We start from the raw sequence: 15,872 nt of genomic DNA on the forward strand, positions 1-15,872 counted from the left end.
CCCGTGAAGCAGCTGCGCCAGGCCACCCTGATGCAGCACCTGCGCGCCCACGGGCTGACCACCGTGGCCGACCTCGCGTCGCGGGCGGGGGCCAGCGCGGCCACCATCCGGCGCGACCTGGTCGAGCTGGAGCGGGCCGGACGGCTCGTCCGCGTGCACGGCGGGGCCCGGCTGCCACCCGACGACCTGGCGCATGACGAGCCGGTCCCCTTCGAGCGGGTGGCGACCCACGAGCTGCGCCACAAGCACGCCATCGCCCGTCGCGCGGCCCGGCTGGTGTCCGACGGCGACGTCGTGCTCCTCGACATCGGCACCACCACGATGCTGCTGGCGCGCGAGCTGCGCGGCCGGCGCATCACGGTCCTCACGAGCTCGCTGGCGGTCCTCGACGAGCTGCGGCACGACCGCACCGTGGAGCTGGTGCTGCTCGGCGGCACCGTGCGCCGCGCCTATCACTCGCTGGTCGGCGTCCTGACCGAGGACGCGCTGCACCAGGTCCGCGCCGCCACGGCCTTTCTCGGCACGAGCGGGATCACGACCGACGGCGACGTCCTCGACACCACCCTCGTCGAGGTCCCCGTCAAGCGGGCCATGATGCGCAGCGCCGACCGCGTGGTGCTGCTCGCGGACCACAGCAAGCTGCCCGGCCACGGCACCCTGCGCGTGTGCGGGGCGGACGGCATACACACCCTGGTGACGGACGACAGGGCCGACCCGCAGGTGCTCGCCGCCCTTGCGGAGCGCGGCACGGAGGTGATCACGGCATGAGACTGACCATCCTGGGCGGTGGGGGATTTCGCGTCCCCCTCGTGTACGGCGCGCTCCTCGGCGACCGGCACGACCGCCGCGTCGACGAGCTGGTGCTGCACGACGTCGACGCCGGCCGCCTGGGGGTGATCGAGCGGGTGCTGCGGCAGATGGCGGCGGGCCGGGAGGACGCCCCGACGGTCACGGCCACCACCTCGCTGGACGAGGCCCTGGAGGGGACGGACTTCGTGTTCTCCGCGATCCGGGTCGGCGGGCTCGAGGGGCGCACCTGCGACGAGCGGGTGGCGCTGGACCTCGGCGTGCTCGGTCAGGAGACGACCGGGCCGGGCGGCCTGGCCTATGGGCTCCGCACCCTCCCGGTGGCGCTCGACATCGCCTCGCGCGTAAAGCGACTGGCGCCGGACGCGTGGTTCATCAACTTCACCAACCCCGCGGGGATGATCACGCAGGCGATGCAGACCGTCCTCGGCGACCGCGTGATGGGCATCTGCGACTCACCGCTCGGGCTCGGGCGCCGCGCTGCGCACGCGCTCGGGCTGCCCGGCGACGCGACGCGGTTCGGCTACTCCGGGCTCAACCACTGCGGCTGGCTGCAGACCCTCGTGCATGACGGTGTCGACGTCCTGCCCACGCTGCTCGACCGGCCGGACCTGCTGCTGACCACCGAGGAGGGGCGGCTCTTCGGCCCCGAGTGGCTGCAGACCATCGGCGCCATCCCCAACGAGTACCTCTACTACTACTACTTCACCCGCGAGGCCGTCGCCGGGATCCGCGGGTCCGCCGAGACGCGCGGCGAGTATCTCCTGCGCTCCCAGGCGGACTTCTATCGTGCCGTGGGGGACTCGCCGGAGCGGGCGCACGAGCTGTGGGTGCGGACCCGGCGCGAGCGGGACGAGACCTACATGGCCGAGGCGCGCTCGGAGGGCGAGGAGCGCGACGCCGCGGACGTGGCGGGCGGCGGCTACGAGGGCGTGGCGCTCGCGCTGATGGCGGCGATCGCCCGCAACGAACGCGCAGCCATGCTGCTCAACGTGCGCAACGGGACCACCCTGCCCGGCCTGCCCGCCGACGCCGTGGTCGAGGTCCCGTGCGTGGTGGACGCCACGGGGCCGCAGCCGCTGTCGGCCGTGCCGCTGACCGGGCACCCGCTGGGGCTCGTGCAGCAGGTCAAGGCGGTGGAGTCGCTGACGATCCGCGCGGCCCAGGAGGGGTCGGAGGCGCTGGCGCTGCAGGCCTTTGCGCTGCACCCGCTGGTCGACTCGGTCGTGACCGCGCGGCTGCTGCTGGCTGGTTATCGCGAGCGGATCCCGTCCTTGGACGCCGTCTTTCGCTGACCTGCGCGCCCGCGCCCCGCGGCGCAACGGGGACGTTCGTGCTCGGATCCCGGGCACGAACGTCCCCACTCGCGCGGTGGCGGAGGGGGACGCTCAGGTCGTGCTGCGTATGACGATCCGCGGCGGCACGACCACTGCAGCCTCGCCGGCCGCATCGCTCACACCAGAGCCGCTCACACCGGAGCCGCCGGCGCGGACCACCGCCAGGAGCAGGGCCTCCTCCGCGAGGCGGGCAGGGTCCTGAGAGACGGTCGTGAGGGCGATGCTCGACAGCGCGCCCAACCGTGTGTCGTCGTAGCCCGCCACCGCCAGCCCCTCCGGCACGGCGACCCCGGCCGACCGCAGCGCCAGCAGCAGGCCGGTCGCGATCATGTCGTTGTGGGCGAGCACGGCCGACGGGGGTGACTGGCGTCGCAGCAGGGCGGCCGCCGCGCGCACGCCCGCGTCTTCGCTGGGATCGCCTGGCAGCACGTCGATCTCGCGCTCGAGGCCGTGGGCCCGCATCGCCCGGCGGTAGCCCTCGCGGCGCGTGGCGCTCATCGCGGCGTCCCCGCCATCCACGAAGCTGATGGTGCGGTGGCCCCGCTCGTGGAGGTGACCCACGAGCAGCGCCATACCGGCGTCGTCGTCCGCCCGGACCGTGTCGACACCCGGTGCGGTCAGGTCGGAGCCGACCACCACGGTCGGCTGCCGGGAGCCGAGCTCGGCCAACGTGCGCGCGTCGACGTCGGGGCTGACCAGGAGCACCGCGTCGCACCGCTCGTGGCGGAGGCTGTCGACCGCGGCGGCGACGTCACGACCGGGCGTCGTCGCGCTGAGGACGAGGTTGAGGCCCTGGCCGGCTGCGGCGGCATACAGGCACTCGACCAGGGCCGCGTGGAAGGTCTGGTGCAGGCCGAAGGTCACCCCGACCACCCGGCTGCGTCGCTCCCGCAGCCCGCGGGCGCGCCGATCAGGCTGGTAGCCAAGGCGATCCGCCGCGGCTCTTGCCGGCGTTCAGGGCGGCGACGTCGAGCGGCCGTCCGAGCTCCACGACCCGCTGCCACACCGTCTCTACTCCCGCGGCCGTGCCGAGGTCTGCCTGCACCTGCACGACGGTGACGGACGGCAGCTGGTCGCGCAGCCCCTCGATCCTGGCGCTCGACCCCACACCGATGATGTCGTGGCCCCGGGAGGCCAGCTCCTTCGCCAGCTCCAGGCCGATGCCTGCTGACGAACCTGTCACGAGTGCCAGACGATTCATCGTTCCGTCATGGGTGATCGTGCTGGCGGGCGCAGCCTTGCAGCCGCGCCGCCTCGCGGGTCAGGTGGTCGCGCTCGGCCGCGTTGGTCGCCTCCCGCGCCGCCGTCACGTAGAGGTCCGCCGCGACCGCGTCGTTGCCGAGTCGCGCCTGCAGGTAGGCCCGGGCCGCCGTGTGCCGCGGCAGGGTCGCGTCCAGCTCGGCCAGCGCAGCCAGCCCCGCTGCCGGGCCGTCCGCCTCGCCCACCGCGACCGCCCGGTTGAGGCGAGCCACCGGCGACGAGGTGAGGGCCACGAGCTCGTCATACCACTCCACGACCTGCACCCAGTCGGTCTCGTCCGCGCTCCGCGCATCGGCGTGGAGGGCGGCGATCGCGGCCTGAGCCTGCATCTCCCCCAACTCATCTCGCGCGAGTGCGCCCTGCAGGAGCTCGACGCCCTCGGCGATCAGGGCGGTGTCCCACAGCGCGCGATCCTGCTCGGCGAGCGTCACCAGACCACCGGCCGCGGTCCACCGGGCGGGGCGGCGCGCGTGGTGCAGGAGCATGAGGGCGAGCAGCCCGGTCGCCTCGGGATCGTCGGTGAGGGCCACGAGCTGCCGGGTGAGCCGGATGGCCTCCGCCGCGAGGTCCACCGACCCCGAGTAGCCCTCGTTGAACACCAGGTAGAGCACCCGCAGGACCGTCGCCAGGTCACGCGGCTCGGCACCGAGGTCGACGGTGGCGATGCGGGCCTTGGCGCGGCTGATGCGCTGCGCCATGGTCGCCTCGGGCACGAGATAGGCCTCGCTGATCTGCCGCGTCGTGAGTCCCCCGACCGCGCGCAGCGTGAGGGCGACCGCGGACGCCGGGGTGAGCGACGGGTGCGCGCACAACGCATAGAGGTGCAAGGTGTCGTCGACCGACGTGACCGAGCCCGGCGGAGGCTCCTCGTGGACGAGCTCCTCCCGGGCCTGGCGGGCCAGCTCGGACCGCACGGCGTCGACGTGCTTGCGCCACGCCACCGTCACGAGCCAGGCCCGCGGGTCGCGCGGCAGGTCCGCCGGCCAGACCTCCAGGGCCTTGACCAGCGCCTCCTGCACGGCGTCCTCGGCCGACGCGAAGTCTGCTCCGCGCCGGACGAGGACCCCGATGACCACGGGGATCAGCTCCCGCAGGTGGGCGTCGTCCATGGGCCGACCCGTCTCGACCCGCTCACTCGGTGACGGTCGGCGCCGACTGCAGCAGCGGACGCACCTCGAGCCACTCGCGGTATGGCGTCCCACCCTCGCCCGGCGCCGCCGACAGCTCGCCCGCCAGCTCGATCGCGCGGTCCTGCGAGTCGACGTCGATGATCATCCACCCGGCGATCAGGTCCTTGGTCTCGGCGAACGGCCCGTCCGTCACCGGCGGCCTGCCCGCCCCGTCGTGGCGCACCCACAGCCCGTCCGGCGCGAGCGCCTGGCTGTCGACGAACTCGCCCGAGCCGCGCAGCCGGTCGGCGAAGTCGTTCATGTACTGCATGTGCGCGTCGACCTCCTCCGGCGTCCAGCGGTCCATCGGCACGTCGTGCTCCGCGTCGTCGGGCTTGGTGCTCCGGTAGTGCTTCAGCAGCAGGTACTTGGCCATGGCTCTCTCCTTGTCGCCGGTGCCGCCATTGTGGCCGCACTCACCCCAGGGACGGAGCCGCGCGAGCGTTCTCGACATCGGCTCGCCGATCCTGCCGTATGCCGTCCGCGCCCACCCCAGCGCCGGCCGACCCACGCGCGGTGCGCCTGCGTGGACGAGAGGTCGCGAATGACGCGGAGCCCGGCGTGTCGCGTGACTCTGCGACCCCTCGGCGCAGCACGGCGGGGAACGCGCGTCAGAGAAGGACCAGCTGCACGGCGCTTACCGCCACGAACGCCGTCACGATCCGCGCGAACCACGCCTGGTCGAGTCGCGCCACGACGCGACGTCCGAGCCACGCACCCACCAGCACGACCGGCGCCAGCAGCGGCAGCAACGCCAAGCCGCGACCCGTCACGAGTCCCAGCCCCACCATGAACGGCAGCTTCACGAGGTTGACCGCCAAGAAGAACCACGCCGTCGTGCCGAGGAAGGTCCATTTCTCGTAGTTCTCGCGCAGGAGATAGAGATTCATGGCGGGACCTCCGGCGTTGGCCACCATGGTCGTGAAGCCGGCGAGCGCGGCGTACGCCCGCCCGACAGCGCGAGAACCCTGGCGCGACACCGGGCGTCGCGCGCTCCACAGCTGGATCCCCAGCAGCACCAGCAAGATCGCGCCGATCACGCGCCGCAGCACGAGGTCGTCGACGACCGCCAGGAAGCCCACGCCCAGTCCCACGCCGAGCAGCACCGGCAGCACGAGCCGCACCAGCAGGCCCCGATCGACCGTGTGCCGGTACGCCCGCGTGGCCACCAGGTCGCCGACCAGCAGGAGGAGCAGGAGCGTCCCAGTCGACTCCTTGGCCGGCAGCGCGAGGGCGAAGAGCCCGACCGCCACCATCGCGGCGCCGCCGATCGCCGTCTTGGAGAAGCCGACGACGAGGGCGCCGGTCACCAGCAGCGACCACGCGAGGAGGCTGATCTCCGGCATACGGCCTCCTCAGAGGTGGTGGCGCTGGGCCTTCTTCTCCTCGGCGTACTCGGCGTAGGCCTGCTGCGTGGACTCCAGCTCGGACACCTCCGAGACCGGCACGTCCCACCAGGCGCTGCCAGGAGGGTTGGGGCCGTAGAGGTCGGTCTCGATGTAGAGCACGACCGGCCCGTCCGCCTCGGCGGCCTTGACGTAGTTGGCGCGGAACTCCTCGATCCCGTTGCAGCGCAGCACGTCCGCACCCCAGGAGGCGGCGTTCGCGGCCAGGTCGAAGGGCACCTTCTCACCGTCGAGACGACCGGACGCGCGGTTGCGCATGCGGTACTTCGTGCCGAAGCGCTGCGACCCGCGCGACTCCGAGAGCGCACCGATCGACGCGAAGCCGTGGTTCTGCAGGAGCACGACGATGACCTTGAGGCCCTCGGACACGATGGTCGCGAGCTCCATCGGCATCATCTGGTAGGTGCCGTCGCCGACGATCGCCACGACCTGCCGGTCCTCGTGGCCGTCGCTGTCGAGCGCAAGCCGGACGCCCATCGCCGCGGGGATCTCGTAGCCCATGCAGGAGTAGGCGTACTCCAGGTGGTACTGCTCGGGGGTCCGCGCGCGCCAGAGCGCCTGCAGGTCACCGGGCATCGAGCCGGCCGCGTTGATCACGACGTCGTGGTCGCCCATGAGCTCGTTGAGCGCACCGAAGACCTCGGTCTGCGCGGGGAGCGGCTGGTTGTCGCGGTGGTAGCACTCGTCGATGACCTGGTCCCACTCGGCCCACAGGTCCGCGGCGCGCTGCTGGTATGCCGGATCGGTGGTCCAGCCGTCGAGCGCGCCCTGGAGCGCGGTCAGCGCCTCGCGCGCGTCCGCCACCACCATCGTCGCCGCGTGCTTGGCGGCGTCGAAGGCGAGCACGTTGACGTTGACGAATCGCACGTCGGGAGAGGCGAACACGGTGTGCGACGCCGTCGTGAAGTCGCTGTAGCGGGTCCCCACCCCGATGACGAGGTCGGCCTCGCGGGCGAGGGTGTTGGCGGCACTGTTTCCCGTGGAACCAACCCCGCCGACGGACAGCGGGTGCTCCCAGCTGATCGCGCCCTTGCCGGCCTGGGTGTCGGCGACGGGGATGCCCGTGGCCGTGGCGAACTCACGCAGTGCCTCGCTCGCCCCGCTGTAGATCGCGCCCCCGCCGGCCACGAGCAGCGGTCGTTCGGCGGCGCGGATCGCCTCGACGGCGCGCTGCAGGGCGGCGGGCTCGGGGACGGGCCGCGCGACGTGCCACACCCGCTTGCCAAAGAGCTCGGCCGGCCAGTCGTAGGCCTCGGCCTGGACGTCCTGCGGCAGGCAGATCGTGACGGCGCCGGTCTCGGCGGGGTCGGTGAGCACGCGCATGGCCGCCAGCAGGCTCGGGATGAGCTGCTCGGGCCGGTTGATGCGGTCCCAGAATCGGCTGACCGCCTTGAACGCGTCGTTGACCGACACGTCCAGGCTGCGCGGGTCCTCCAGCTGCTGCAGCACCGGGTCGGGGTAGCGGGTCGCGAACTGGTCGGACGGCAGGAGGAGCACGGGGAGGCGGTTGGTGGTGGCCAGGGCTGCGCCGGTGACCATGTTGGTCGCGCCGGGCCCGATGGAGGTCGTGACCGCGAGCGTCTGCAGCCGGTCCTTGGTCTTGGCGTAGGCCGACGCCGCGTGGACCGCGCCCTGCTCGTTGCGGGCCAGGTAGTAGGGCAGGTGCTCGGCGTCGTCGCCGCCCTCCAGGGCGACCTGGTCCTGCAGCAGGGCCTGCCCGACGCCCGCGACGTTGCCGTGCCCGAAGATGCCGAAGCAGCCTGGGATCAAACGCTGCTCGTGGCCGTCCCGCTCGGACCACTGGTTGGCCAGGAAGCGCACGACCGCCTGGGCGACGGTCAGCCGCACGGTGGGTGCTCCGGCATACGGGTAGGTCGAGGTCATCGTCGTCCTCCTCGGTGTGGTCGCGTCAGGGTGCCGGGACGAGGATGTCACGCACGACCTGGTCGAGCTCCTCGTCGGCGGCGATGAACTGCCGCAGCGTCTTGCGGGTGGCGCCGAAGGTGTCGAACTCCTCGGGGGTCATGCCGTCGACGTCGTAGGCGCGGCGGAACTCCGGGACCTTGGCGTAGAGCTCGTCGACGATCGCCGGGTCGACCGGGACGCTCATGCGCTCGGGCAGCTCCTCCCCGGCGTCGACGATCCGCTGCTGCCACGCGAACGGCGGGGAGATCACGAGGTCGCCGCCGACGAGCTCGGACAGCTGCTTGGTGTTGCGGAAGGCCGCGGACAGCAGGCGGGCTCGCAGCCCGCGCTCGGCAAAGATGCCGTAGGCCTTCTTGAACGCCGCGATTCCGGCCCACTCCAGGTGCTCGGGGTCGATGTCGGTGCCGTCGGCCTTGACGCAGTCCTTGAGCCAGTCGTCGAGGCGGCCGCACATGATGGTGACGACCGGGCCCATCCCCTCGACGCTCCTGCCCTCGGCCTCGCGACGCCGCAGCCCGCGTTCGATGGCCTCGCCGGCGGCGACGGCCTGCGGGACGGTGAAGGAGACGGTGACGTTGATGCTGACCCCGCGATAGGTCGCCTCCTCGATCGCCTCGATGCCGCGCCGGGTGGCGGGGATCTTGACGATGATGTTGTCGGCGAGCCCGCTGAAGTGCTCCGCCTGGTCGACGAGCTTGGCGGCGCTGCGGGCCAGGCGCGGGTCGGTCTGCATCGAGAGACGGCCGTTGCGCCCGGCATACCGCTCGAAGGCCGGCTCGAGCAGCCTGGCGGCGTCGATGGACAGCTCCTCGACGACCTTCCACCCGATCTCGGACTCGGTGGCCTCGGGCATCTCGGCGTCGAGCTCCTTGATCCGGGCGCTCCACCGCGGCAGGTCCGCCTTGACGCAGGCCACCGCGATGACCGGGTTGCAGGTGGCCCCCACCGCGCCGTACTCGATGGACTGCTTGAGCTCGACCGGGTCCGCGGAGTCGTTCCACAGGACGGTGGTCGGGTAGGCCTCCACCATCGAGTTCAGGTTGGTGCTCATCAGCTGCCTCCAGTGCACGTCGACGTGCGGGTGGGTCGCGGGTGGGTTCGCGGGTCATTCCATTCAAGCCGGGCGCCGATCCCCTGTCAACCTATTGTCCTGACATTTGCACACTGGGACCCAGTGCCGGCCCACCCGTCGTCGCGCCCGCTCGCCATGACGAGATCGGATACTGTGCAACCGTGCCCACGCCGTTGCCCGTCTCGCTGGACCGTGCGGCCCCCACACCGCTCTACGACCAGCTCGCGGCCCAGCTGCGCGCCGCGATCGACGACGGCGTCCTGCAGCCCGGCGACCCCTTCGAGAACGAGCTGTCTCTGGCCGCCCGCCTGCACGTGTCGCGACCGACCGTCCGCAAGGCCATCGCCCAGCTCGTCGCCGACGGGCTGCTGGTGCGGCACCGCGGCATCGGCACCCGCGTCGCCTCCCCGGTCGTGCACCAGCGGGACGACCTGACCCCCTTGTATGACGAGCTGGACCGCACCGGGCGCCGCCCCCAGACGCAGGTGGTCCGCCTGGTGCCCGCCCGTCGCAACAAGGTCGCCGCCACGGCTCTGGGGCTGGATCCCCGCGTGCCGCTCGTCTATCTGGAGCGGGTGCGCTGGTCGGACGGGCGCCCCCTGGTGGTGCTGCGGTCCTGGTTGCCGCCGCAGTTCGCGACGCTCACAGCGGCCGAGCTGGGCGAGCACGGGCTCTACGAGCTGCTGGGGCGTCGCGGGGTGGTCGCCGACGTGGCCCGCCAGCGGCTGGGGGCCCGGATGGCGACGCTCACCGAGCGGCGCCAGCTGCAGCTCACGCGCGCCGACGCCGTGCTGACCGTGCTGTGGCAGTCGTACACCGCCGACGGGACCCCGATCGAGTACGGCGACCACGCCTACCGCGGCGACCAGTACGTCGTGGACAACACCCTGCGCAATCCCTGACTCCCTCACCCCCGCTCACCCCCACGCCGACCGTTCAGAATCGGACGCCGTGGGCCTCCATGACTGACCAGTCGGCGGGATGGGCGCGCGCGCAGACAGCGGGAGGCCCGGCGCCATGCCCCCGTGGGGGATGGCGCCGGGCCTCTCGGCATACGGCAGGCGAATCAGCCTGGGTCGATCACCTCGACCTGCGGTGCGACACCCGGCTGATGAACCTACCGGGGGTAGGACCATCAGCCTGGGGGACGGAGGCCGGTCGATGCCCCTACCCCCGGTGGGTCACTTCGCGGCGACGACGTCCAGCTTGACGTTGGCCGTGACGTCCGCGTGCAGACGCACGGTCGCCTCGTACGCGCCGAGGGTGCGGATCGCCCCCTTGACCTCGAGCTTGCGACGGTCGACCTTGGGGCCGCCCGCGGAGACGATCGCGTCGACGATCTGCGCGGTGTGGACCGAGCCGTAGAGGCGGCCGGCCTCGCCGGACTTCACCGGCACCTTGTAGGCCTTGACCTCGAGACGCTGCTTGGCGTCCTTGGCCTCCTCGATCGTCTTGTGCTCGCGCGCGGCGCGGGCCTTCTGGATCGCCTCGACCTGCTTCTCGCCGCCCTTGGTCCACTGGGTCGCGAGACCGCGGGGGATGAGGTAGTTGCGGGCGTAGCCGTCCTTGACCTCGACGATGTCGCCGGGGGCACCGAGGCCGGTGACCTCGTTGGTGAGGATGAGCTTCATGTCAGTTCGTCCTTTCCCGGGCTCAGCGAGCGGAGCTCGAGTAGGGCAGCAGGGCGACCTCGCGGGCGTTCTTGACGGCCTTGGCGATGAGGCGCTGCTCCTGGACGGAGACACCGGTCACGCGACGTGCGCGGATCTTGCCGCGGTCGGAGATGAACTTGCGCAGCAGCGCGGTGTCCTTGTAGTCGATGTTCTCGATCTTGGCGGCCTTGAGCGGGTTCGCCTTCTTCTTGGGCTTGCGCACAACGGGCTTGGCCATTGTGGGACTCCTTGGGTGTGCGATGCGTGGTGCCGCCGGCCTGGGGCAGCGGCTCAGAGTGTGATGTCGGTATGACGGGCGCGATGCCCCGCCACCGACGGACGTGCTCGATCCGGACGGGTCTCGGGGTCGGTCAGAACGGCGGCTCGTCGTAGGACGGCGCTCCGCCGCCCCAGCCGCCCTGGCCGCCTGCCGCCGGCTCACCGCCGGACTGCTGACCGCCGGACTGCTGACCGCCACCCGCGCCACCGCCGGTCGACCAGGGGTCGTCGCCGGAGCCGGCGTTGCCGCCGCCCCAGCCACCCTGGCCACCGCCGGAGCCGGCGTTGCCGCCACCGAAGCCACCGCCCTGGCCGCCGCCGAAGCCGCCGCCACCACCGCCACCGCGCTGGGTGCGGGTGACCTTGGCCGTGGCGTAGCGCAGCGACGGGCCGACCTCGTCGACCTGCATCTCCATGACGGACCGCTTCTGACCGGACTCCTTGTCCTCCCAGGAGCGGGAGACCAGGCGACCGGTGACGACGACGCGCATGCCGCGCTGGAGGGACTCGGCGACGTTCTCTGCTGCCTCACGCCACACGGAGCAGCGCATGAACAGCGTCTCGCCGTCCTTCCACTCGTTGGACTGGCGGTCGAACGTGCGCGGCGTGGACGCCACGGTGAAGTTGGCGACGGCCGCACCGGACGGCGTGAACCGCAGCTCCGGGTCCTGGGTGAGGTTGCCGATGATCGTCAGCGTGGTCTCTCCGGCCATGGATCTCTCCTCGTCGAGCGGTGGTGGATCGAGCTGTGCGAGAACGACTCAGGCGCCGGGGCGCAGGAGCTTGGTCCGCAGGATGGACTCGTTCAGACCGAGCTGGCGGTCCAGCTCCTTGGCCGTGGCGGGCTCGGCCGTGAAGTTCACGACGGCGTAGTAGGCCTCGGCGTTCTTGTTGATCTCGTAGGCCAGGCGGCGCTTGCCCCACAGGTCGACGTTGTCGACGGTGCCCTTGTCCTGGGTGATGACGGTGAGGAACTTGTCCAGCGACGGCTGGATGGTGCGCTCCTCGAGAGCGGGGTCGAGGATGATCATCAGTTCGTACTGACGCATGCGTTAACCCACCTCCTCTGGTCTCGGCGGTCACGGTCTCTCCGTGACAGGAGGGTGTGCATGACGCTCGCCCGGGCACCGCGACGGACGTCACGAGCACACAGACGAGCCGTCCTAGCCTACACGACCTTGAGCAGGACCTGGTCAGGGGCGTTGGCGGCGACGCCCGCCACGGGATCGCGCTCCGGACGCCCGGTGGCCTCGCGGTCCGGTGGCTCGTCCCGCGCGCGCCGGGTCACGACTAAGACCAGCCACAGCCACGCGGCGATGCGGGCCACCACGAGCACCCCGAACCACCCCGCGGGCAGGCCCCGGTCGGGGTCGGTGCGGGCGGCGATGTGCAGCCACACCCCGACGAAGTAGGTCACCTCCACCGCGGCCCACACCAGGTGGTCGCGCCATCGCACGCCGATCAGCGCCAGCAGGGGCGGGATCCACAGCGCGGCCTGCGGCGGCAGGCTCTTGCCGGTCGCGGCGACGAGCACCACGAGCACGAGCGCGACCTCGGCGACGGCCGGCCGCCGCGCCGTGCCCAGGGCGAAGAATGCGGCCACCACGACGGCCGCCACCCAGCCGAGCACGGCCAGCAGGGTGGCGAGGCCGGTCGGGACGGCGACGCCGGCCGCGGCCAGCAGGTGGGTGAGCGAGCCGTAGCCCGGCGCGGCGCCCGCCCAGCCGGTGTAGACGTCCAGCGCCTGGCGACCGCTGAGCGCGACCACGGTGCCGACGACGGCCACGACCGTGAGCAGGGCGACGCCCGCCGCGAGCCCCCACTCGACCAGCCGCCCGGCGCGCAGGCACACCAGGCCGAGCGCGAGGACCAGCAGGACCGACGTGGACCGGCAGCTGATCGCGAGACCCAGCAGGATCCCGGCCTGCACCGCGTGGCGACGTCCCCACGCCACGAGCCCCGCGATGCCCAGGGTCACCGCCAGCAGGTCGAAGCTGACCAGGGCGGCCGTCGCGACGACGGGTGACAGGGCGAGGTGCGCCACCGCCCAGCGGGTGCGGGGCTGGGCGCGGACCAGCAGGCCGACGAGCAGGACGAGCAGGACGGTGAGCAGCCCCGCCCAGGCCGCGACGTAGACCTGGGCGGCCGGCAGCGTGCGCCCCTGCTCGGGCCCGCCCGGGACCAGCAGCGACAGCAGCCACATCACGACACCTGTGCCGGCCGGCTGCCCGACCCCGGACCCGTGGCCGTAGGCGAAACCGCCGTCCGCCAGGCCGCTGCTCTGGTAGACGACGGGGATGTCGGAGTAGCAGGCGTGCCAGAACTGGTCCGCCGCACGCCAGCCCCGCGCGAGGCAGTGTCCACGGACGAGGACGGACAGGGCCATCAGCACGGTCGCCGTGCAGGACAGGACGACCACGGCGGGACCCAGGCCACGGCGGCCGATGGCGGCATACCGCCCGACCGGACCACCCAGCCACTCGCTCGCGACCCGAGCCACCGGGTCCTCGCGGGTGGGCGCGACGGTGCGGGTGGGGTCGCTCAGCTGCATGCGCCCATCATGCCCGCTCGCCCGCCGCTCAGCCGGTGGCCGACGTGGGGGCGCTGCGGGCCGTCTGGGTCGGGGGCGGCGGCGGGGCCGGGGCCGGCGCTGTCGCCGACGGCTGCACCGCCGTGCGCGAGGGCGCAGGCTCGGCCGGGCCGCTCGGCGCCGACGGCGTGTCCTGCGTCGGCGTCTGCGACGGCTGCGCGGCCGAGGAGGTGGCGGGCGCGCTCGCACGGCCGGTGTCGCCCGTGCCGGAGTTGCCCGAGCCACCCGGGCCCGCCGGCGCCGTGGACGTCGACCGCGGCCGGGTGCCGATGTTCTTGCGATCCTCGTCGTTGACGCCGACCCGCTCGGGGAAGTCCTTCTCCTCGACGCCCTCCAGCACCGTGCGCATGAACTGCGTCCAGATCGGCACGCAATACTTGTAGCCACCGACGTTGCGGCCGAGCGGCACGTTGGTCCTGCCGTCCTCGGACGGCTTGTAGATCGCGCACCCCGCGGCCAGCTGCGGGACATAGCCGATGAACCAGACCTCCTTGTGGTCCTCGGCCGTGCCGGTCTTGCCGGCGGCGGGACGCCGGACCCGCTGGGCGTATGACGCAGTGCCCTCGGTGATCGGGTGGGTCAGGGCCTCGGTGACGTCCACGGCCACGTCCCGGTCGATGGCCTGCGTCGTGCTCGTCGACGCGGTGTAGTCCACCTCCCCGTCGGAGCTCTTGACCGAGGCGATGATGTGCGGTGTCGCGCGCCTGCCCTCGGCCGCGATCGTCGCGTAGCCGTTGGTGTTGTCCAGGACGCTCGGGGTGGCCGTGCCGAGGGTGTTGGTGAGGTTGTCCTCGACGTTGACCTGCGCGGTGCCCGGGATCCCGGTGTCCAGGGCCGCCTTCTTGGTGGCGGCCGGGCCGATCGCCTTGTTGAGCCGCACGAACGCCGTGTTGACCGAGTCCGCGGCGGCCTGACGCAGGTCGATCCAGCCGTACTGCTGGTTGAACTCGTTCTCGATCTCGTCGTTGGTCCCCGGCACCTGGTAGGGCGAGGAGCCGCTCACGCGGGACCGTGTGGAGTAGCCGTTCTGCAGGGCCCCCACCAGCGTGTAGGCCTTGAAGGTCGAGCCCGCCGACAGGTGCGCGTCCACCGCGTTGTTGTAGGGACGCTTGGCGAAGTCGGTCCCGCCATACAGAGCCTTGATCGCCCCGGTGCCCGGCTCGACCGCGGACATCCCGGTCTGCGCGCCCTCGATGTCGTCGGCCGCACCGCGGTCGGCGATGGCCTCGATCATCGCCTGCTGGTATCTCTGGTCCACGGTCGTGACGATGCGCAGACCACCCTTGGCGATGGCGTCCTCGTCCAGCTTGGCCCGGCTCACCAGCTCCTTCTTGGCCAGGTCGACCAGGTAGCCGTTGGTGCCGCCGGTGATCTCGATGGGCTTGGCCTTGACCACGGTGGGATAGACCGCCTGGGACCGCTGCGCGGCCGTGAGCCAGCCCTGGTCGACCATCGCGTCGAGGATCCACGACACGCGCTCCTTGCTGCGGGCCAGGTTGCTCGCCGAGCGGGAGGGGTCGTAGATCGAGGGGCCACGGATGACCGACGCCAGCAGGGCGCCCTCGGCGGGGGTCAGCTGCGAGACGTCCTTGCCGAAGTACGCCTTGGACGCCGTCTGGATGCCGCTCGCGCTGCGCCCGAAGTAGATCGTGTTGAGGTAGTCCTCGAGGATCTGGTCCTTGCTGCGCTGCTGGTCCAGCTTGACGGAGATGATGATCTCCTTGAGCTTGCGCTGGACCGTCTGGTCGCTGGTCAAGAAGGTGTTCTTGACGTACTGCTGCGTGATGGTCGACCCGCCCTGGGTCGCGCCACCCTCCAGGGACACCTTGATCGCGCGGGCGATACCGCTCGGGCTGACTCCGTTGTTGGAGTAGAAGGAGCGGTCCTCGGCCGCGAGGAAGGCCTTCTGCACGTGGTCGGGCACCCTGCTCAGGGGGACGTTCTCGCGGTTGGTGCCACCCGTCAGCCGGCCCATCTCGGTCTTGCCGTCGGCGAAGTAGACCGTCGAGATCTGCGCCTGCGACGCCGGGTTGGGGTCGGGGATGTCGATCGTCGAGTAGAGATAGGCCACCGCGGCGGCGCCGAGCGCCAGCAGCGTCACCAGCGCGAGGCCGAGCCAGGTCAGGAAGCGAGCCCACCCGCTGCGGCGGCGGGGCTTGCGGGGCTTGCGCGCCGTCCTCGACGGATTGCCCCCGGGGCCGACGCCGGCACCGGCGCCCTGGGTCGTGGCTGGGCTCACGCGATCTCCTCGATGCTCCGAGGTGGTGGGCCCACCTCCGGTCTGCCCGTCAGTATGACGGCCCCTCCTGGTCCTCGCCCGGAGCATCGCCGGTCCCCTCCCCCAGCCGGACGCGCACGGCGGCGTGACAAGGCC

The 15,872-nt window shown here is 72.1% G+C and carries 16 protein-coding genes; 3 read left to right on the top strand and 13 right to left on the bottom strand.

Annotated features, from left to right (window positions below):
• Positions 1-3 precede the first annotated feature (3 nt).
• Both ACF3NS_RS03085 and ACF3NS_RS03090 read left to right on the top strand, forming a co-directional pair.
• Complete coding sequence (locus ACF3NS_RS03085; RefSeq protein ID WP_392467742.1) at positions 4-768, top strand: DeoR/GlpR family DNA-binding transcription regulator; 765 nt, start codon at positions 4-6, stop codon at positions 766-768.
• Positions 765-2,102, top strand: coding sequence for a 6-phospho-beta-glucosidase (locus tag ACF3NS_RS03090; RefSeq protein WP_288798533.1), 1,338 nt, complete (start codon positions 765-767; stop codon positions 2,100-2,102). The genes ACF3NS_RS03085 and ACF3NS_RS03090 overlap by 4 nt, the downstream gene beginning before the upstream one ends.
• A 93-nt stretch (positions 2,103-2,195) precedes the next feature.
• Here ACF3NS_RS03090 and ACF3NS_RS03095 read toward each other — a convergent pair whose 3' ends face one another.
• The 7 genes from ACF3NS_RS03095 to ACF3NS_RS03125 all read right to left on the bottom strand — a co-directional run bounded on the left by ACF3NS_RS03095 (position 2,196) and on the right by ACF3NS_RS03125 (position 8,956).
• Positions 2,196-3,008: a LacI family DNA-binding transcriptional regulator gene (locus ACF3NS_RS03095; protein ID WP_392467744.1), complete on the bottom strand. Its 813-nt coding sequence runs from the start codon at positions 3,006-3,008 to the stop codon at positions 2,196-2,198.
• A 46-nt stretch (positions 3,009-3,054) separates the two neighbouring features.
• Entirely contained in the window at positions 3,055-3,345 is a 291-nt protein-coding gene (locus ACF3NS_RS03100) for an SDR family NAD(P)-dependent oxidoreductase (protein WP_392467746.1), read from the bottom strand.
• Between the two features lie 7 nt (positions 3,346-3,352).
• The gene (locus tag ACF3NS_RS03105; RefSeq protein ID WP_392467748.1) at positions 3,353-4,513 is read right to left on the bottom strand and encodes an RNA polymerase sigma factor; all 1,161 of its coding nucleotides are present in this window, start codon (positions 4,511-4,513) and stop codon (positions 3,353-3,355) included.
• Between the two features lie 22 nt (positions 4,514-4,535).
• Entirely contained in the window at positions 4,536-4,949 is a 414-nt protein-coding gene (locus ACF3NS_RS03110; RefSeq protein ID WP_288799184.1) for a YciI family protein, read from the bottom strand.
• Positions 4,950-5,184: 235 nt separating this feature from the next.
• Positions 5,185-5,919 carry a TSUP family transporter gene (locus ACF3NS_RS03115; RefSeq protein WP_392467750.1) on the bottom strand — a complete coding sequence of 245 codons (735 nt, stop codon included), beginning with the start codon at positions 5,917-5,919 and terminating at the stop codon, positions 5,185-5,187.
• Between the two features lie 9 nt (positions 5,920-5,928).
• Positions 5,929-7,863, bottom strand: coding sequence for a 3D-(3,5/4)-trihydroxycyclohexane-1,2-dione acylhydrolase (decyclizing) (gene iolD, locus ACF3NS_RS03120; protein ID WP_392467752.1), 1,935 nt, complete (start codon positions 7,861-7,863; stop codon positions 5,929-5,931).
• Positions 7,864-7,888: 25 nt separating this feature from the next.
• Entirely contained in the window at positions 7,889-8,956 is a 1,068-nt protein-coding gene (locus ACF3NS_RS03125) for a transaldolase family protein (protein ID WP_392467754.1), read from the bottom strand.
• A gap of 182 nt (positions 8,957-9,138) precedes the next feature.
• On the opposite strand from ACF3NS_RS03125, the gene ACF3NS_RS03130 reads away from it, so the two are divergent.
• Positions 9,139-9,879 (top strand): GntR family transcriptional regulator, encoded by a 741-nt coding sequence (locus ACF3NS_RS03130; RefSeq protein ID WP_288799180.1) that lies wholly within the window; start codon positions 9,139-9,141, stop codon positions 9,877-9,879.
• A 279-nt stretch (positions 9,880-10,158) separates the two neighbouring features.
• Here the strand turns inward: ACF3NS_RS03130 and rplI are convergent, their stop codons facing one another.
• The 6 genes from rplI to ACF3NS_RS03160 form a co-directional block, all read right to left on the bottom strand.
• Positions 10,159-10,608, bottom strand: coding sequence for a 50S ribosomal protein L9 (gene rplI / locus ACF3NS_RS03135; RefSeq protein WP_392467756.1), 450 nt, complete (start codon positions 10,606-10,608; stop codon positions 10,159-10,161).
• A 22-nt stretch (positions 10,609-10,630) separates the two neighbouring features.
• Positions 10,631-10,867: a 30S ribosomal protein S18 gene (gene rpsR, locus ACF3NS_RS03140; RefSeq protein ID WP_288799179.1), complete on the bottom strand. Its 237-nt coding sequence runs from the start codon at positions 10,865-10,867 to the stop codon at positions 10,631-10,633.
• 133 nt (positions 10,868-11,000) lie between these two features.
• Positions 11,001-11,621: a single-stranded DNA-binding protein gene (locus ACF3NS_RS03145; RefSeq protein ID WP_392467758.1), complete on the bottom strand. Its 621-nt coding sequence runs from the start codon at positions 11,619-11,621 to the stop codon at positions 11,001-11,003.
• A gap of 48 nt (positions 11,622-11,669) precedes the next feature.
• Entirely contained in the window at positions 11,670-11,957 is a 288-nt protein-coding gene (gene rpsF / locus ACF3NS_RS03150; protein WP_154592101.1) for a 30S ribosomal protein S6, read from the bottom strand.
• A 119-nt stretch (positions 11,958-12,076) separates the two neighbouring features.
• Entirely contained in the window at positions 12,077-13,459 is a 1,383-nt protein-coding gene (locus tag ACF3NS_RS03155; RefSeq protein WP_288799177.1) for a hypothetical protein, read from the bottom strand.
• Positions 13,460-13,487: 28 nt separating this feature from the next.
• A complete protein-coding gene (locus tag ACF3NS_RS03160) occupies positions 13,488-15,737 on the bottom strand; it encodes a transglycosylase domain-containing protein (RefSeq protein ID WP_392467761.1) in 2,250 nt (749 codons plus the stop codon).
• Positions 15,738-15,872 lie beyond the last annotated feature (135 nt).

Source organism: Arsenicicoccus cauae (genome assembly GCF_043162025.1).
GTDB lineage: Bacteria > Actinomycetota > Actinomycetes > Actinomycetales > Dermatophilaceae > Arsenicicoccus > Arsenicicoccus cauae.